Origin of the sequence: Nocardia iowensis (assembly GCF_019222765.1) — a bacterium.
GTDB lineage: Bacteria > Actinomycetota > Actinomycetes > Mycobacteriales > Mycobacteriaceae > Nocardia > Nocardia iowensis.
This window is the reverse complement of the sequence record NZ_CP078145.1, coordinates 347,417-363,604: the sequence shown is the minus strand read 5'-3', so window position 1 is coordinate 363,604 and position 16,188 is coordinate 347,417. Positions and strand designations below refer to the sequence as shown.

Here is a 16,188-nt window from a genome sequence, read left to right as displayed (position 1 = left end):
GTTAGTTGCCCTCACTGAGATCAGTTGGCCACGGCCATGTTTCGGGGTCTCGGTAGCCGCCTGCTGCACCGAACGCCGCCGCGATTGCCTGATTGTCGCAGTCGGTTGCGAGCAGTGTGTGTAGCAGGATGCGCGCTTTGATCGGGTCGAGGTATCCGGCGGAGATGAGTCCGCGGGAGAGTAGGTCGCGCTCGGAACCGGGGAACCCGTAGGTGGATTCGAGGACTGATCCTGCGCCGGTGCGGCAAGCGAGCACGACCGGGATCCTGCTCGCGAGGTTTTCGAGGATCGGGACCAGATCAGCGGGCACGTGTCCGGCGCCAAGACCTGCGATGACAAGTCCGTCGACGTGCTCGCTTACTGCCCGCAGGGTGGTGCCGTCGTCACCCAGAACGATGGTCATGATCGCTACGCGTGTGTCATCGACGGGTTTGGCTGGCACGTTCGTGCGGTGAGTGAGGTGGTTGAGTAGCCGCGGATGTCCTTCGACGATGTAACCGAGGGGGCCGCCATTGGCTGACTGGAAGGTTGCGGTGCTGGTGGTGTGGGTCTTTCGGACGCGGCGCGCGGCGTGGATCTCGTCACCAAACACCACGAGGCACCCTTGGTGGCGAGCTTGCGGGTCGGCAGCGGTTTGGATGGCCGCCAGCAGGTTTGCGGGTCCGTCGGCTCCGGCCAGGGTCGGGTTGCGCATCGCTCCGGTCACCACAACTGGTTGGGCCGCTGTATGGAGTAGGTCGAGCAGGTAGGCCGTTTCTTCGATGGTGTCGGTGCCTTGGGTGACGACAGCGCCGTCCGCGTTGGCGAGCCGATCGTCGATCGCGTCGGCGAGTGCGGTGACGTCGGAGACTTTCAGTGAGGCTCCTGGCAGCTGCCGGAAGTCCACGACCTCTACTTCGATTTCCGTATCGCCGAGTCCGGGGATAGCTGCGATGAGTTGGTCGGCAGACAGTGCGGGTGCGACGCCGCCGGTGGAGGTTCTCGACATGGCTATGGTGCCGCCGAGAGCGAAAACGATCACCCTGGGACGGATTTCGGCACTGGACACTCCGGCAGCCTAGCGATCTTCGCGGGCAAGGTCGGCGAGAAAGCGGAGGCTGTTGTCGAGGCCGGCGAGAGAGAGCGCTTTCAGCTGCCTCCCACCGGATATGGACAAGAGCACGTCATACCGGGACTCGGATGACACCTACTGACAAGATCAGTCTCGCCCGGTGGGATGACCTGTTCACCGGTGGTTCAAGTCAAATCCGACGACGAATTCCTCGGACGTTAGCTGGTCACCCATCCAAGATGTCGTGCTGCGGCCATCGCCGCTTGATCTCCACGAGGCAGATGCTAGGCCGAGCGTGACCCGAACCCCGGGTGGGGACGGGTCGTCAGGTGTCGCGCAAAGTTCCTGTGGTTTGCGCCCGCGCAATCCACGACCAAGCGTATTCAGCAGCCGTTAGCGTTGGACGATGATCGACTACGAATCGTCTTGGGCGTGGCGTCTGGCTGGGAAGGAGTTGGAGACGTCACTGCCTCGGCGTTGGGCGCACTCGAAGGGAGTAGCCGAAGCCGCGGTCGAGCTTGCGGCGCGGCTTGGTTGCGATCGGGTATTACTCGAAGCGTCCGCCATCTTGCATGACGTAGGTTATGCACCCAGGCTTGTGGTGACCGGGTTTCATCCGCTGGATGGTGCCCGTTTCCTGCGGGAAGAGCAGCACGCCGACGAGCGGCTGGTCCGCCTGGTTGCCAATCACACGTTCGCCCTGCTGGAGGCAGAGGAGCGCAGCCTGCGTGAGCAGTTGGAATCAGAGTTTCCGATCCTGGAAGATCCTTTGTTGGTGGATGCCTTGACCTACTGCGACATAACGACTACACCGGACGGCACTCGGACCACGGCTGCCAACCGGATAGCAGAGATTCTGAGCCGCTACGGCCCGGATACCGTGGTGGGGCGGTTCATTCAGCGTGCTGCGCCGGATATCTTTGCGACGGTGGCGCGGGTCGAGCAAGCGTTATTGGCTCATCCGAGGTAGGGGTAGTTGTTGGATAGATAGTCGCCGATCTGTTGGCGCATACTCGGGTGGATGTCGTACTGGCCCAAGTCTTCGGGGAGCACGAAGGTCACGCCGTCGGCTTCCTCGTTGATGGTGGGCTTCCCGCCGATGGGTCGGCCGATGTAGGTGTTCTCGTACTGTTGGCGAATTTCGCCATCGGTGTAGGCGACGATGTGATTCGGGTTGCTGTATACGCCCAGGAACCCAGTGATTTCGGCGGTGATGCCGGTTTCTTCCTGACACTCGCGGATGGCGCACTCCGCGGGCGTCTCGCCCATGTCCATCGCGCCACCGGGCAACGCCCACTGGCCCGTGTCACGACGGCGTTGCAACAGAATCGCCCCCGACTCGTCGGTGACCAGAAGGTTGCATGCCACCACAAGTGAATTGGGCTTGGGTGCCTTCGGGTCGTAGTAGTACTCGATCCTGCCCATGCGATCGGCCTTTCGTCAGGGTGCCCAGGGCTTCGCCTCAGCCCAGATGGCATCGAAGCTTTCGGTGTAGTTGTCGAACCATCCAGTGTCGTCGACGCGGCGCAGTTGGAAGACCGGGTTCGCGCTGGCGGGTTGACCCCAGATGTGCGGGTTGACCATGAGGTTGTCGTCGTAGCGGAACATCGAGTTGTACAGCGTTGTGTCGTGTAACCGGACCTCGCATCCTTCTTCGGATAGCAGTGGCCGGTAGTAGGTGAGTGAGGCTCGAACCTTTGCAGCCAAGGTGTCGCCGATGCCCTCCTCATGGCCGCGAGCGGCTACAGCTTCCCCGCCTGGGTCACCGAAGCACAGGCGAATCCGCGTGCCCTGCAGGGCCCGCTCCGCGAGCATCTTCACGACCTGCGGGTTCGACTGTACGAAGAACGTTCCAGAGAAGACGAGGACGTCTATCTGCTCGGTTGCTTCGCGCAGGAGTGACAACCACACTTCGCGTGGAACCTCAGCGCGGTTGGGGTAGGTAGCCACCAATTCGACGTTTTTCGTGGCAGGCACAGTCTCCGGTGTAGGTGGCCACAGGAATCCTTCCTCGACGCGGAGGTGGTGAGCGACGCGGTGGCGGTGTTTCGGGTGCGGCACCCGTCCACCGAGCCATCGGCCGACCGTCTTCGGGTCCACCTCACACATTTCGGCCAACGCCTCGGGCCTGATTCCTCGCTGGAGGAGCACGGACTGAAGCCGGAGGTTCACAAGCTCTATGGAAGCCGACGTGCCGTGTCATAGGCAAGGACCACGGCCGTGCGGCTACCGAAACGTCCCAGGACGTCTATTGCCCTGTCCCATACGCGGTTACGCGGTCCCGGACCCCGCGGACACGATGGGTTTCCGCTCACAAACCCGAAGGGGGCCATCGTGATTGAGGAAGTCACCGGCATTCGCAAGATTCGGATGCTCTACCTACAGCTGCTGTACCGGTGCAATTTCAGCTGCGGTCACTGTTTCCACGGTGAGCGACTCAAGCACGCCGACGCCTACACGGTTGAGCAGGCGTGCAACCTGATGCGGCTCATGCAGCAACATCACAATGTTGAGGCTGTGACGTTGCTCGGCGGTGAGCCGTTCGTCTACAAGGACTTGGCGCGAGTGGTCCGCTATGCCAAACACACCCTTGGGCTGACCGTGGAGATATGCAGCAATGGCTACCACATCGGTCGCCGTCTGCGTGACATTGCGCCGTGCGTTGATCTGCTCCGTATCTCCTTGGAAGGGATCGGCAACACCAACGACCTCATTCGCCGGGCTGGAAGCTACACGGCTGCGCTCGAATCCCTCACCCTCGCTCGGGATCTGAGGGTTCCGACGGGTGTGACTCTGGTGGTTAATCGTTACAACATCGGCGAAGTGGTGGATCTGGCGTACACGCTGGAAGCGTTGGGGGTGTCGGAACTCAAACTGCACCAGCTACGCCCCGTCGGAAATGCAGCCCTGCACCCCGAGATGATGGTTACCGACGCGGCCGAATACTCGGTGCTACGGGACCAGCTACAGCGCGCATCGCTGAAAATCGACGTAATTCTGGACGAAGACCTGTCCGAAGACGACGCGCCGACTTGCGCCGTTCCCAGTAAGCGACACGAAATCGACCGAATCGAGTCGGACCCACGCGGCGCACTCACGATGTCATGCAAAGCTGTGGGCAAGGACTCGCACGCCTTCTGGTACGACAAGGACAATGACCGCATCCTGCATCGGCCATCGGCGAACGATGAACTGACCCTTTTGATTCCGGATGTGGTGTATAGCCGTGCGTGAACGACACCTTTTCGAGAGCATCGAGGGCCTACCTGGAACCGGGAAGTCGACGGTTGCGCCCTTGCTGGCCCAGGCCCGCCAGGCGGTACTTGTGCCCACAATTCCGGCGTTCTACCAACCACTTCGGCGAGAGCTCGATGTATACGAGAACGTGGATGCGCGGATGTGCTTCTACTTGTCCGCGTTGTTCACAGCCGTCGATCAGATACGCCGCTACCTCGACGCCGGAATACCGGTGGTGGTCGAGAGCTACTTTGCTCGCTGCCTGACTACTCATCGGGTCTTCGGGGCAGAGGTCGATGTCATCCTTCCGCGCAACCTTCCCCAACCCGTCATGTACCAATTGGTGTGTGAGCCGGAAGAACGCCGTAACCGGTTGGCCCAGCGGGAGAAACCGACCACGCGATGGGACGCCATCAGCGAACAGAACGCCGACCGCCTCACCGACGCATACCTTCAGTACCCCGTCCACCAGATCGACACCTCCGGAAGACAACCCGAACAGGTCGTACGAACCATCCTGTCCATGAATGCGATTGAGGCGAATCATGCCGACCGCTAGCCTCTGGGAACGAACCTTGACCTTCTTCCCCCAGTTTCTCCGCGCTCTGGCCGAGGAGTGTCGACCGGGCGCAATCGTCGCCGTGGTCGGTGCCAGTGACGGCAAGTTCGTGTTGCCGCTGGCGCAAGCCGGGTACGGTGTCATCGCAATCGAGAACGATCCGATAGCGCTGAACGGCGGTGAGGTGCTGCTCCCGGTATCCGGCACTGCGTACGCCCCCGGACTGGTGGAGCGCCTGAAGGAGGCCGACCTTCACGACCGGGTTCGTATCGTGTGCAGGGACTTCCTCGAATCCGATCCCGCCGATATGACCGCAGACGCGGTCTGGACAAGTTGCTCTTGGCACTACAGCGCCAACCACAGACGCCCTCTTGGCGAATTCGTATCCAGGATGCAACACCTCGTTCGACCAGGAGGATTGTTCGGCGCAGAGTTCATGATGCCGATCGGATACCGTCACGAGCTCATCGAGCACTACACCACACCCGACAGGCTCGCCCGCTACTTCGGCGACGAGTGGAACGTGCTGCTGACATTGCAGACTGACGCGTTCATCGAACGCGCCCACGTGGGACAACTACGCGACCACACACACCGAATGGGTTTACTCATCGGCACACGACGAATCCAGAGCGAAAGGCGAAAACTGCAACGATGAAAAACGAGTACGAGGCAAAATTCTTGTCGGTGGATGTCAACGACCTGCGGACGAAACTGGCGAGTCTCGGTGCTACGCAGTCCTTTCCGCGAACACTCTTGACCCGCAAGATATTCGAGAATGATTCACTGGCCCAGGGCGCCTGGGTTCGACTGCGCAACGAGGGATCTCGTTCGACCCTGACACTCAAGCAGGTCACCGACGCCACCACCATCGACGGCACCACCGAAATCGAAACCACTGTCGGGGACCTGCCCGCCATGGCCGAAATCCTGATCAAACTCGGCCTGCACGAGGTCCGGTACCAAGAGAACTACCGCGAGGAATGGCAACTCGGCGACGTGGTGTTCGATCTTGACACATGGCCAGGGTTGCCGACGTTCCTCGAAATCGAAGGTCCCGACGAAACCGCCGTGCGGCGTGCGGCGTCGAGCTTGGGATTGGACTACGCAGAAGCCAGGTTCGGCAGCGTGGACGAGATCTACAAGAGCGAGACCGGGCGGGAGATTCTCACTGAACCGACGCTCTTGTTCAAGGACGCGACCGGGCAATAATTACCAGCGGCGACCGCACACGACGGAAGAATGGTGGCCAGGCGAAGCAACGCCGTGGTTTGCCTACTGGTTTATGTCGCCGGACGAATTGGCGCATGTGTTGGACGGCAGCGGGTTGCGGATCGACGAGCTACAGCAGACGCTGCGAGCTATATGGCAGTTCTCGCCAAGTGCTAATGACGATCGACGTGAACCGAAGCGACGTTCATTCACCAGGAAAGCGTGAATACCGCGAGTGCGACCGACACCAAATCCTGATGTGTCGGCACTGCACGTGGGCCGTTTGCCGAACGAGCAACGCACTCCATTCCGACTACGCAACCCATTGCGCGCGCCCTTGTGTTTTAGCTGCCGAAAAGACTCGATATCCGCGTTCCAGTTTCTATCGACTAGAGCTACGTTCCGTATATACATTTCACGTATTGCGAAAGGAACGAGCGATGGCCGATGCCGCCTTGCCGACGGTGACCGCAACCCTCGACAACAGCTATGCCCCAGCGGGTTCAAATGTCATGGTCCATCTCGTCGACAAGGTCGAAATCCCGATCGCGTCCAGCACCGAGGCGTGTGGGCACGAATTCACCATCTGCTCGGAGTGCACCGAGAGTTGGGCGATTGATTACACGATCACCGGGCGGCTGCCGTGGGATACCACGGTGGCAGTGTGTGATCTGCTTCCGTTCGATCGGTGGCACGAGGGCGATCGCCGGGTCACGCGAGTGGTGCAGGATTCGCCGCGACCGGGGCGGGTGATGGTGTTGTTCACCGACCACACCTGGGTGGAGGTGGCGGCGGATCTACGGATCGACCGCACCACAGCGGCAGCCGCTGCGACACCTGGGTTCGAGTTGGTGCCCTCGCCGGAGGTGATCGTGGCGGCGATGGCGATCGTGGATGAACGAGGACTGGACGGGTTGGGCGAATCCAAACGGGAGGATTGGCTGGAGGCGCGGCGACGGGCGACTGGCGGGAGCCGGGTTTCATCCTGACCCCCGGATATGCGAAAAAGGGCCCCGGCTGTGAGGCCGGGGCTCGATCGCGTGCGGGGGTTTTGTCAGGTGGTGGGTGCATCGCCGAGTTGGTAGCCCAGCAGGCCGAGTGCCATGGTGTAGCAGCCTTCGAGGTAGTCGCCGGTGTCCGGATCGCTGTGCAGGACAAAGCTTCCGGGTTGGCGAAGCATCGACCAGGTGGCGCACGCGCCGGTGGCGGACGCGGCGACGACACCGACTTCGGCCTGCTGGTGCGGTAGGCGTGGTTGGACCCACACGGTGACGTATTCGTGGTCGGTGTCGCCGAGGCGGACGGGTGGGTCGAGTTTGTAGCAGCGGGCGGGTCCGATGTACCCGCCGAGGTTGTCGACGTGGAGTACGGCGTGCGCCATGAGTTACCTCTCCTCGGGTGTCGCGTCCTGAAATAGGCAGGTACGCAGGGGTTTGAGTCAGGGCGTGGTCGGCGGCGATTCGAAGAGGTATTCGATGAGGGTCAGCAGCCCTGCCGCACCGTGTGCGCCCGCACCGCCGCCACCCGCAGGAAAGCCACCCGGTTGCCCGTCGTTGCCACCGCCGCCGGATTGCCCGGCCTCCCACAGCACCGGGCGACTGATGCCCGCGGGCACGAGTCCAGAGGCGCCGCCGGTCGATCCGGATCCCGCGCCACCGCCGCCTCCGGCGAGCAGGGCGACAACACCGGACGTGACGGATTCGCCGGGTTGTCCTGGGCCGCCGCCGTTTCCGCCGCGCATGTTGGACGGTCCACCGGTACCGCCGTAGTCGGCACCGAGTCCTGGTGGGGCGGCGATGAGCTCACCGAACGCGGTGGGACCACCATCGTTGCCGAGGTCGCCGCCGGGGCCGACGAGGATGGCGATGGTCTCGGGTAATTGGCTGGCGCGGATGCGGCGGGGATGCACGGCAGCACCGCCTCCTCCACCGTGGGTGGCGTTGCCGCCGCCGCCCCCCGCACGGCCGACGATTTCGATCGATTCCAGCGCGGACGGTTTGTGCCAGGTGTCGTTCGTTGTATATAGGCGAAGGACGGTGCGCATCAGGTGAATCGCTCAACGACGTAGAGCACCCCGGATCCACCGTTGCCACCGTTGCCTCGGGGTGGGGTTATTCCGGCACCGCCGCCACCACCGCCGCCGGAGGGGGCTGCACCGTGGCCGCCGCTGGTGGTGGTGTTGGGTGCGCCTCCCCCGCCACCGCCGCCGGTGGTGACCACACTCGAGGGAGCTTGGCCGTCTTGGCCGGGCAGTCCGCCGAGGGAGATTCCTCCTTGGCCGCCTGGCATTCCTGGCCCGCCGAGCCCGCCGCCGCCTCCACCGCCCCCTCCGCCTCCGTTGAGTGAGTACGGCGAGTAGGAGTTGCCGCCCGCGGTGGCGAGTGCAGTGCTGCTGGAGGACGAGCCCTTGCCCCCGTCCCCACCTCGTATCATGCCGACGCCGCCCGCTCCGCCCGTGCCGCCGATTTCGGTGTCGGCTTGGCCGCCGACGCCGCCGCCTGCGGCGAGGAAGTCACCGAATTTGGTGTCGCCGCCGCCGTTTCCGGGTTCGGCGTCACCGACGCCGCCACCTCCACCACGTCCGATGACGATGGCGATGGGCAAGAAGTTGCCGCCGCGGTCGACCGGGAGCAGGGAGGCGGGGATGCTGTAGTGAACTTCCCCGCCGCCTCCCCCGCCGCCCCCGGTTTTTCGATACGCGCCGAGGACATCCCAGCGGCCGGCCGCGCCTCCGGCTCCGCCACCGAGCAGGATGACCTCGACGGAGACGATGCCCTTGGTGGGCGTGTAGGTGCCGTTGCCGGGGAACACGATCGTACGGCCGTGCAGCGTGAGTTGTTCGTAGGCTTGGCGCAGCTCGGTGATCGACTGGGAGTGGTCGTTGATGACGTTGACGACCTGGTTGTGCAGCCGCTGCTGGTAGCGGGTGAACACCGCCAGCGTCGCCTCTTTGAGCACCGCCTTAGCGGAGTCTTCGTTGATGTTCTGCCCGAACTGCGAGCCCAGAACGAACGAGCCATCGGGAGCGGACTGTCCGGGAGTGGTCATCTCACCTCCTGGCGCGAAGTAGGCAGCGGGCTATGCGAGACCGGCCGCGATGCGGCGAGCAGGGCAAGAAGGCATGAGCCGAAGGGCAGTCGAATCGGCGAACGAGGCTCGACGAACAGCCGTGGCCCGGGTTGTCGGTCTGCGGCACGCGATGTCCGCGGGCTTGGCGGGGCCGTGACAGCCCGCTAAGGAGTGGCGGTCTCCGCTCGGACTCAGACGGGGTTGGGTGCTGGCTTATAGTGCGTAGGCGATCTGGTCGACGGCTCTATGAGGGGAGACGGCATGTCCGAGCTGCAGGTCGAAGTAGATCGACTTCGAGAGACCGCGCGGTTCATCTCCCATAAAGCCCAGGTCATCAAGGATGGGATCGGGAAGCTCGACGGCACCGTCGGTCGAGAGCTGCTGGTGGATGGCTGGCAGGGCGGTGCCGCTTCGGCCTATGACGAGTCCTGGGTCGAGTGGAAGCAGGGTGCCGATGAGATCGTCGCCGCGCTCGAGTCCTCAGCCGCCAGCCTCCTTGTTGCCGCCGATCAATACATGATGCGTGACTTCGCCAATCGCGACGCGATCAACCAAGCTGGCGAGCAGGTGTAGGCAATGGCCGATGACAACAGCTACCGGGTAAACCTCGCGCAGCTCGATGAAGCGATCGCGACCATGGCAGCCTTCGGTGCCGATGTCGAGGGATGGCTACGGGAAGTCGATGCCAAGGTCGCTGAACTGCATCTGTCGTGGTCGAGCCGAGCGGCGCAGGCGCAGCGCGACGCGCACGACCGGTGGATGGCCGGTGCCGCGGAGATGCGGGAGAACCTCGACGAGTTGCGTGAGGTAGCCCGCCGAGCGCACACGAGCTACACGACCGCGGTCAACACCAATGTCGGGATGTGGCCGCAGTGACACCGACACCGACGGTGCCACTCATTGTTTACCGGGCCGGTGAATACAGCTCTGCTGGCGAGGTTTTCGGCCAGATGTCGGCCGACTCAGTGACCACCCATTCCGCGTTGGTCACGGTACTGACCGCGTACAGAGGAATGGCTGGCAGCGACAGCGTCGGCGCGCAGTGGGCGGCAGGCTATGACGAGGCAGCCCAGCTCGCGATATCGGCCTCATCCAGACTGGCGACCGCGTGCGGCCAGACCAGGGACATGATCGTTGTCGGCGCTTACAACCACCAAGTAGCTGAAGCTGCCGCCAACCTGCGGCAGCTGCCGGAGCCGCCAGCACCATCACTGTCGTCGGATCCGTGCCTGCCCGAAACTGCTCCGTCTGCCGCCGGAGACGGGATACCGGAGCCGTTCGGATGGTCGTTCATCGAAGACGTTGTCGGGTGGGCTTGGCCCAACGGGCATCAGGACCAGTTGAACGCCGCCAAAACGGCCTGGCATACCGCGTCATCGGATTTCCGCACCGTTGCTGGTGCGGTTCCGCGCGCGGTCGATCTGCTCACCAATCAGCAGTCACCCGAGATTGAGATCGGGGTGCAAACCTGTCAGACCCGCCAAGCCGACCTCAATGCGTTGGCCGACGCCTGCCAGTCACTCGGTGACGCCTGCGGGGAGTATGCCCACCACCTCGATGAGGCGCACAGCAAGATCCTCGACGAGCTCAAAGACATGGCCATCGAAACCGTCGCCGCCGAAGCAGCTTTCGCGGTCCTGGCACCGTTTACCGCGACCCTGTCGGAATGGGTGGGCAACGCGGCCCTAGCGGCCCGGCTCACCGCCAAGGCCCGACGTATCGCCACGATCATCGCCGAGCTCGCGGCGCGGGCGGCGAAAATCGTCGCCGACGTCATCAGGCCACTCACCGAACGATTGAAACCGCTGGTCGAAAAGGTTCGCACGTGGGTGCAAGCTGCCCGGACGAAGTTCCTTGGCCGTAGTGGACCCACCGCCCTCTACTCGCGCGGTGGCGCCCTGACCAATCGGGAAGTCTTGGAAGGCAATATCGGACTGCCCAGGGACATGGACACCATCGAGCACTACGCCCAGCTCGCTGGCATAGACCTCCGAGGCGCCAAGCTCGAAATCCTCGACGATGCCGACACGATTTCCTACCTGGACTTCCAAGGCGCCATCGCCAGAACCGACGCCCTCGGAGTCCAACTCGGACCCGCGGCGTTCCAGGACGCGGAAACACTCGTACGGACGCTGGCGCATGAAAATGTGCACGTCCGCCAATACACGGAAGGCAAGATCAATTCGATGACACGGGCACTTGAGGACGAAGCCTACGCAGCCGAGGACAGCTTCGTCGATACCTGGCGGAGGAACACGCAATGACCGACGGAACCTCACAACTGATCGTCGAGCGAGTCGACTTCCTCCCGAGCCGACCGGATTGGATCTTCGTCACCGGCACCCTCTCCGGCGATCCGGTCAGCGTCGGCGACAAGGTGTCTATCCACAACGGCGACCAAGCAACGAGCACGATCATCAAATCGATCGAAATACACAGTCGGCCGGGGAAAACTACGATCCTGTTGGATGCTGATCTCCGGCCTATCGTCACCGCCGGAACCGTCATTCGCCGCGAGCAATGACATGGTCGGCCAGGTCCGCGTGGAAGATATCTTTCCGGTGAGCTTCAGACGGAATCTGGAGGAAGGTGCCCAGCCGCGATGACGACCGATATCCAGGAGTGGGAGCAGCAGCTGCAGCGCGACCTCGCCGAGATTCGCCGCAGCGGTGAGAAGCTCGCCGGTGCCCTTGGTGCGGTGCGGGGTCGCGGCGAAACACGTGGTGTCCTCGTCGAGGTCGACGCCGAAGGCGAGATCACCAACCTGCAGATCGCCCCCGGCGCGATGCGCTGGAGCAGCAGCCAACTCACCGCAACCCTGCTCGACTGCCACCGCACGGCACGGGCCGATGCGAAAACCAAAGTCACAAGTCTGCTCAGCAAAGCCGACTCACGCATCCACAACCAGTTCGGACGTCTACGCGGTGAATCAGCCCCCGGTAATCAGCGCCGACAGCCCTCGGACGAAGAGATCCAAGCCGCCGACGATGAATACTTCGAACGCAGGAACCGCGACGGTTGGACCAATACCTAGGTGTGACCTGCGGGTCGGAGTGTGAGCGGAGCCGCCGACCGTTATCCACTCTGCACCCTCTACCAGGGGAGATCAAACCTCTGCTGGAGATAGTTCAACAGCCGGAGGCCACGCATCTTGTGCTGGCCGAACGCCCGCACAACGGCATACGGACGTTGACGAACGCGCGCCATGCGGCATCTTCGTGTGTCGGTGCCAGGTGCTCTTACGGCCGGTACGGGGCGGGACGGTGCAGCTCGTTGATTGCTGTTCGATAACCAGATGACGCTGTCGTTGGTTTCGGCCGTTGTTGATCACCTACCGTCGAAGGGTCAGGCGTTATCCAGGTCAACAAGAGCTGAGGTAACTGAGATGGCTGCGAAGTTCGAGATGTACAAGGACAAGGCTGGCAAGTACCGGTTCCGACTCAAGGCCACCAACGGCGAGATCATTGCTGTCGGCGAAGCGTATGAGTCTGAGACTGCGTGCGAGAACGGCATCGAGTCGGTCAAAAAGAACGCTCCAACCGCAGAAATCGTCAACCAGATAGGAGCAGGGGTCTAGCGAGTTCGATCCGCGGACTCGGCCCGAGGGCGCAGCATCGCCGAGTCGAGCCGGACCGTCCGGCCTCGCCCCGGCGATGCCGCCGTATCCGAGCTGGCGCACGTGCTCGCTGTTGGCAAAGCGGCAAATCGTGCGCCACATGGTATTCGGAGCGAGCCGTCATGAGGATGGCCCAGCCAGGCGTCACTGAGCATGTCGGGCGGCGCGGGCCGGTCAGAACTCGCAGGTTCATGCGTTGATTTCGCACGCCCAGCGGCATGAGCGCTCACTACTTCCGTATGCAGTCAGCTCCTAGTCGTTCGACTACACACGGGTAAGCTGCGGCCACTCGTGCCAGCATTGACAGTCGGTCACGCAGCAATGCATCCAGCCCTTGCACACCTCGTCCGGCGTCCAGAGCGCGTGTTCGGAGATCGGGTGCGGGCACTGATCACAGACTTCGGGTGGAGTCCACTGGCGGCTGGGCTTGCTCACGAGCAGCAATCATCAACGATCGATGCAGACGTAGGCATGTCGGGGCCGAGCAGCGGAGTCTGTGCCTATGCCCGCCCGGCGCGTCTATAAGTCGCTGGTGACGTCCGTCGCCATTTGACCGCGCGGGTCGCGGCATGAGGGTGTGTCCGCGTCGGATAGACGCGCGTCTGAAATCAGCGAGTAGCGCCAGGCCGGGCACCGCGATCGCGGTGGGCCAATTGGCGAAGTCTCCGAAGGTACTGACCGCGGAATCGACGCTGAGCAGTCTCCCGTCGAACATAGCTGGGATCCGCGAAGGCTTCGTAATAGGAGTTCTCTGCCTCATCACGCCCACCGTCAGCGTCGATGAGGCGCGCTAGTGAATCCTTCGATGGCGGATAGCTCGGGAATTCGTCGATCCAAGAGATCTTCGGTGCGCCTTCCTCTGTCACCGAATCAGTATGACGTGGCGGCCACGGCGGGCGGTTCTAAGAACATCGGCTCATCAGCCGTGGCGGACGTTCCAGACGTCATCGGCACGAGATCCCCTCGGGCCGTCGGTCTTGGTCCGTGCTGTCTGACCGCTGTGAACCGCGCGGGTCGCGGCAGAAGCGGACGTTCAGTCAGCACACCACACGCCACCGTTGCCTCCCGGTTGTCGCCGATCCAGAGGCCTGCGTTCGACGTCGGCTGACAGCCTGCTCCAGGGGTGTGTCTAGGATCGAGAATCGACCGAAGTCCGCTCGGAGGTGGCGCCATCATCGGCATCGTGCTCTTTATCGTGATCCTTATCCTGATCGTCGGCGTTGTCCTCGCGGTCTGCTGGCTGATTCTGCGATCGGTGCGCTTAGGAGCAATCCAGATCGACGTCGTGCCCCTGAACCCGCCACGAATTTCGACCGAGCACACCGAGGGCGAGCCCCGCTGATATCGGCAGGTCGCCGCGGCTGGCTGGTTCAGGCTGGGCGGTACGCGCGATAAGTGGTTGTTCTGCGCGGCGGCGCTCTCACCTTCGACCGGCCGCGCGCCCAGCGGCAGATGCGGACGTTCGCCAGCACACGGAATCGGCGTTGGCGAGAAGGTGACCTCCTCGGCTGCTCGTATCCGAGCCGGTACACCGTGATCGCGTTCCTAGCCCGCACCCTCGGCATCCACACCGACGTCGCCGTCGCATGGCAACCCCTGTCCGCCGGAGACTGGACTACCTACGCCGCCGAGATCAGCGGCCGAAACACCAACAAGGAGCGTTACTTTCATGACTGCTCGGACCTATGACGCCGTGCTCTGCGACCTCGACGGCGTGATTCGTCACTATGACCATGGTGAGGTGCATCGCCTGGAGGCGATCGCCGGTATCACGCGCGGCACGACCATGGAGCTGGCGTTCGCGCCAGAACGTGACCTTCCGCTGCTTCTCGGACAGGTCAGCCGGGCGCAGTGGGCCGCGTCCATCGCCAACGCACTCACCACGCTGACAACCCGTGCGCAGGCGGAGCAGTTAGCCCAGGAGTTCGCGCACGCACCATCCTGCACGGATCAAGCAACCGTGGAACTGATCCGCGATCTCCGGAAACGAGTGCCCGTCGTCCTGGTCACGAACGCCACCGTTTGGCTTGACGACGATCTGGCAGCCCTCGGTCTAACCGACCTGGCCGATGACGTGGTCAACAGCTCAATAGTCCAGATTGCCAAGCCCGACCCCCGGATCTATGCAATTGCCGCGGATCGGGCCAGAGTGCCAGTCGAACGTTGCTTGTTCATCGACGACAGCCAGATCAACGTTGACTCCGCCCGTGTGATTGGGATGGCAGCCGTTCACTACCGCTGCTTCGAGAACCTCTACGAGGCCGTCACGCCGCTTCTCACCGGACTGACACAGGAGTCCTGATTCGACAGGCGCCGACCTCTCGCTCATCGGCAGATTTGGACGTTCCAGAGACGTTGGCGGGCCGACCGTCCGAGGCCGGGCTACTGCCCGCTCGAAACGCGCGCTCCGCGCGGGCGGGATTCACAGGGCTTGCAGGGTGTAGAGCGCGTCCGTGGTCACGACGGTCGCGCCGAGGGTATAGCGCAGTGTCGGCGTCCATCTCGGGCATCGGCTCCGGATCCGACTGGCGAGCCCGACATATGCAGAAGTCAGGACTTACTGCGTGCGAAAAGAATCGCTTGCTGAGCTTCCGCCTCCGGGTCGAGCAGCATCTGAGCCTCGACCACGAATCCGGCATCGCGCAGCCAGGATGCCACCTGGTCAGGCTGACGGCGGTGGACATGGACCTTCATCGGGTGACCGCCATAGCCGTCGGTCTTCAACCGCGACTCGTCGCCGACGTGAAACAGCAGCTGCAGCGGTCCGCCGGGACGCAATGCTCGGTGGAAGTGCCCGAACACGGTCGGCACCTCGTCGTCAGGGATGTGGATCAACGACTGCCAGGCGAGCAGGCCGGCCACCGAAGCGACGGGCAGGTCCAGGTCCGTCATCGAGCCCACCTCGAACCGCAGGCCGGGGTGGTCGCGCCGGGCCACGTCGACCATCGCCGGGGAGAGGTCGACACCGAAGGCGTCGACACCGAGCTCATGCAGGTGGGCGGTGACTTCACCGGGGCCGCAGCCGACGTCCGCGACCGGCCCGCCGCCAGCGACCCGCACGCTGTCGGCGAACAACGCCAGAGCCGCGCGGAGGTACTGGTGTCCGGCGAGGGCGCCGCGCACTTGGTCGGCATAGCTGACCGCGACCGTGTCATAGGAGGTTCGGGTGTCGGCCAACCATTCATTCGTGGTCATGACCGGCACGATATTCCATGATCACGACCTCGTGGACGGCCGACGCAGAGAGAGATGATCTGGGCAAAGGGGGACACGAGCTCTCTTCGACCACCGGCAACTCCGGGGAACGCCTCGCTGGCGGTGTCATTACCCTAGAGCAGGATTAGCAGCCAACCCTGCGGCTCACGGCCCGGCTCAAGTACCTGAGCCGGGCCGTGAGCCTCTGCAATGCCTGTCGTATGCCAAGGCGTCGCATACTGCGCGTCG

Annotated in this window: 21 protein-coding genes; 14 read left to right on the top strand and 7 right to left on the bottom strand. The window is 63.2% G+C overall.

Annotated elements, in window-relative coordinates; all coding sequences use genetic code 11:
• Position 1: 1 nt before the first annotated feature.
• A complete protein-coding gene (locus tag KV110_RS01705; RefSeq protein WP_218472781.1) occupies positions 2-1,048 on the bottom strand; it encodes an asparaginase in 1,047 nt (348 codons plus the stop codon).
• Positions 1,049-1,457: 409 nt separating this feature from the next.
• On the opposite strand from KV110_RS01705, the gene KV110_RS01700 reads away from it, so the two are divergent.
• Positions 1,458-2,021, top strand: a complete 564-nt coding sequence (locus tag KV110_RS01700; RefSeq protein ID WP_218472780.1) for an HD domain-containing protein — start codon at positions 1,458-1,460, stop codon at positions 2,019-2,021.
• Here KV110_RS01700 and KV110_RS01695 read toward each other — a convergent pair.
• Positions 2,009-2,476, bottom strand: coding sequence for an NUDIX hydrolase (locus tag KV110_RS01695; RefSeq protein ID WP_218472779.1), 468 nt, complete (start codon positions 2,474-2,476; stop codon positions 2,009-2,011). The genes KV110_RS01700 and KV110_RS01695 overlap by 13 nt on opposite strands.
• Before the next feature lie 15 nt (positions 2,477-2,491).
• Positions 2,492-2,962: a hypothetical protein gene (locus KV110_RS01690; RefSeq protein ID WP_218472778.1), complete on the bottom strand. Its 471-nt coding sequence runs from the start codon at positions 2,960-2,962 to the stop codon at positions 2,492-2,494.
• Between the two features lie 423 nt (positions 2,963-3,385).
• On the opposite strand from KV110_RS01690, the gene KV110_RS01685 reads away from it, so the two are divergent.
• From KV110_RS01685 to KV110_RS01665, 5 genes are all read left to right on the top strand, one after another.
• Positions 3,386-4,285 (top strand): radical SAM protein, encoded by a 900-nt coding sequence (locus KV110_RS01685; RefSeq protein ID WP_218472777.1) that lies wholly within the window; start codon positions 3,386-3,388, stop codon positions 4,283-4,285.
• 61 nt (positions 4,286-4,346) lie between these two features.
• On the top strand, positions 4,347-4,847 hold the full coding sequence (locus KV110_RS01680; protein WP_246634308.1) for a hypothetical protein: 501 nt from the start codon (positions 4,347-4,349) through the stop codon (positions 4,845-4,847).
• Positions 4,848-4,956: 109 nt separating this feature from the next.
• The gene (locus KV110_RS01675; protein WP_218472775.1) at positions 4,957-5,505 is read left to right on the top strand and encodes a class I SAM-dependent methyltransferase; all 549 of its coding nucleotides are present in this window, start codon (positions 4,957-4,959) and stop codon (positions 5,503-5,505) included.
• Positions 5,502-6,059, top strand: a complete 558-nt coding sequence (locus KV110_RS01670) for a class IV adenylate cyclase (protein ID WP_218472774.1) — start codon at positions 5,502-5,504, stop codon at positions 6,057-6,059. The genes KV110_RS01675 and KV110_RS01670 overlap by 4 nt, the downstream gene beginning before the upstream one ends.
• 440 nt (positions 6,060-6,499) lie before the next feature.
• Positions 6,500-7,048 (top strand): hypothetical protein, encoded by a 549-nt coding sequence (locus tag KV110_RS01665; RefSeq protein WP_218472773.1) that lies wholly within the window; start codon positions 6,500-6,502, stop codon positions 7,046-7,048.
• A gap of 65 nt (positions 7,049-7,113) precedes the next feature.
• Here KV110_RS01665 and KV110_RS01660 read toward each other — a convergent pair whose 3' ends face one another.
• From KV110_RS01660 to KV110_RS01650, 3 genes are read right to left on the bottom strand one after another with little or no spacing between them, the layout of a single operon-like run.
• Entirely contained in the window at positions 7,114-7,440 is a 327-nt protein-coding gene (locus tag KV110_RS01660) for a hypothetical protein (protein ID WP_218472772.1), read from the bottom strand.
• Positions 7,441-7,497: 57 nt separating this feature from the next.
• On the bottom strand, positions 7,498-8,103 hold the full coding sequence (locus tag KV110_RS01655; RefSeq protein WP_218472771.1) for a hypothetical protein: 606 nt from the start codon (positions 8,101-8,103) through the stop codon (positions 7,498-7,500).
• Complete coding sequence (locus tag KV110_RS01650; protein ID WP_218472770.1) at positions 8,103-9,107, bottom strand: glycine-rich domain-containing protein; 1,005 nt, start codon at positions 9,105-9,107, stop codon at positions 8,103-8,105. Before KV110_RS01650 ends, KV110_RS01655 begins: the two co-directional genes overlap by 1 nt.
• 282 nt (positions 9,108-9,389) lie before the next feature.
• Here KV110_RS01650 and KV110_RS01645 point away from each other — a divergent pair, with 282 nt between their 5' ends.
• From KV110_RS01645 to KV110_RS01610, 8 genes are all read left to right on the top strand, one after another.
• Positions 9,390-9,701 (top strand): WXG100 family type VII secretion target, encoded by a 312-nt coding sequence (locus KV110_RS01645; protein ID WP_218472769.1) that lies wholly within the window; start codon positions 9,390-9,392, stop codon positions 9,699-9,701.
• A 3-nt stretch (positions 9,702-9,704) separates the two neighbouring features.
• Positions 9,705-10,004, top strand: a complete 300-nt coding sequence (locus tag KV110_RS01640) for a WXG100 family type VII secretion target (RefSeq protein WP_218472768.1) — start codon at positions 9,705-9,707, stop codon at positions 10,002-10,004.
• Positions 10,005-10,078: 74 nt separating this feature from the next.
• A complete protein-coding gene (locus KV110_RS01635; RefSeq protein WP_246634307.1) occupies positions 10,079-11,392 on the top strand; it encodes a WXG100-like domain-containing protein in 1,314 nt (437 codons plus the stop codon).
• Positions 11,389-11,652, top strand: coding sequence for a hypothetical protein (locus KV110_RS01630; RefSeq protein ID WP_218472767.1), 264 nt, complete (start codon positions 11,389-11,391; stop codon positions 11,650-11,652). The genes KV110_RS01635 and KV110_RS01630 overlap by 4 nt, the downstream gene beginning before the upstream one ends.
• Before the next feature lie 78 nt (positions 11,653-11,730).
• Positions 11,731-12,162 (top strand): hypothetical protein, encoded by a 432-nt coding sequence (locus KV110_RS01625; protein ID WP_218472766.1) that lies wholly within the window; start codon positions 11,731-11,733, stop codon positions 12,160-12,162.
• A gap of 261 nt (positions 12,163-12,423) precedes the next feature.
• Positions 12,424-12,705 (top strand): YegP family protein, encoded by a 282-nt coding sequence (locus tag KV110_RS01620; RefSeq protein ID WP_393537387.1) that lies wholly within the window; start codon positions 12,424-12,426, stop codon positions 12,703-12,705.
• Positions 12,706-14,139: 1,434 nt separating this feature from the next.
• Positions 14,140-14,433, top strand: coding sequence for a hypothetical protein (locus KV110_RS01615; RefSeq protein ID WP_218472765.1), 294 nt, complete (start codon positions 14,140-14,142; stop codon positions 14,431-14,433).
• Positions 14,414-15,046 carry an HAD family hydrolase gene (locus tag KV110_RS01610; protein ID WP_218472764.1) on the top strand — a complete coding sequence of 211 codons (633 nt, stop codon included), beginning with the start codon at positions 14,414-14,416 and terminating at the stop codon, positions 15,044-15,046. Before KV110_RS01615 ends, KV110_RS01610 begins: the two co-directional genes overlap by 20 nt.
• A 248-nt stretch (positions 15,047-15,294) precedes the next feature.
• Here the strand turns inward: KV110_RS01610 and KV110_RS01605 are convergent, their stop codons facing one another.
• The gene (locus tag KV110_RS01605) at positions 15,295-15,939 is read right to left on the bottom strand and encodes a class I SAM-dependent DNA methyltransferase (RefSeq protein ID WP_218472763.1); all 645 of its coding nucleotides are present in this window, start codon (positions 15,937-15,939) and stop codon (positions 15,295-15,297) included.
• Between the last annotated feature and the right edge of the window lie 249 nt (positions 15,940-16,188).

Bases quoted from the DNA above. Each gene is read 5' to 3' on its own strand.
- KV110_RS01670 (WP_218472774.1), top strand. From the start codon at position 5,502: ATGAAAAACGAGTACGAGGCAAAATTCTTGTCGGTGGATGTCAACGAC.
- KV110_RS01610 (WP_218472764.1), top strand. From the start codon at position 14,414: ATGACTGCTCGGACCTATGACGCCGTGCTCTGCGACCTCGACGGCGTG.
- KV110_RS01625 (WP_218472766.1), top strand. From the start codon at position 11,731: ATGACGACCGATATCCAGGAGTGGGAGCAGCAGCTGCAGCGCGACCTC.
- KV110_RS01640 (WP_218472768.1), top strand. From the start codon at position 9,705: ATGGCCGATGACAACAGCTACCGGGTAAACCTCGCGCAGCTCGATGAA.
- KV110_RS01635 (WP_246634307.1), top strand. From the start codon at position 10,079: ATGTCGGCCGACTCAGTGACCACCCATTCCGCGTTGGTCACGGTACTG.
- KV110_RS01630 (WP_218472767.1), top strand. From the start codon at position 11,389: ATGACCGACGGAACCTCACAACTGATCGTCGAGCGAGTCGACTTCCTC.
- KV110_RS01620 (WP_393537387.1), top strand. From the start codon at position 12,424: ATGACGCTGTCGTTGGTTTCGGCCGTTGTTGATCACCTACCGTCGAAG.
- KV110_RS01700 (WP_218472780.1), top strand. From the start codon at position 1,458: ATGATCGACTACGAATCGTCTTGGGCGTGGCGTCTGGCTGGGAAGGAG.
- KV110_RS01665 (WP_218472773.1), top strand. From the start codon at position 6,500: ATGGCCGATGCCGCCTTGCCGACGGTGACCGCAACCCTCGACAACAGC.
- KV110_RS01605 (WP_218472763.1), bottom strand. From the start codon at position 15,939: ATGACCACGAATGAATGGTTGGCCGACACCCGAACCTCCTATGACACG.
- KV110_RS01650 (WP_218472770.1), bottom strand. From the start codon at position 9,107: ATGACCACTCCCGGACAGTCCGCTCCCGATGGCTCGTTCGTTCTGGGC.
- KV110_RS01660 (WP_218472772.1), bottom strand. From the start codon at position 7,440: ATGGCGCACGCCGTACTCCACGTCGACAACCTCGGCGGGTACATCGGA.
- KV110_RS01645 (WP_218472769.1), top strand. From the start codon at position 9,390: ATGTCCGAGCTGCAGGTCGAAGTAGATCGACTTCGAGAGACCGCGCGG.
- KV110_RS01695 (WP_218472779.1), bottom strand. From the start codon at position 2,476: ATGGGCAGGATCGAGTACTACTACGACCCGAAGGCACCCAAGCCCAAT.
- KV110_RS01655 (WP_218472771.1), bottom strand. From the start codon at position 8,103: ATGCGCACCGTCCTTCGCCTATATACAACGAACGACACCTGGCACAAA.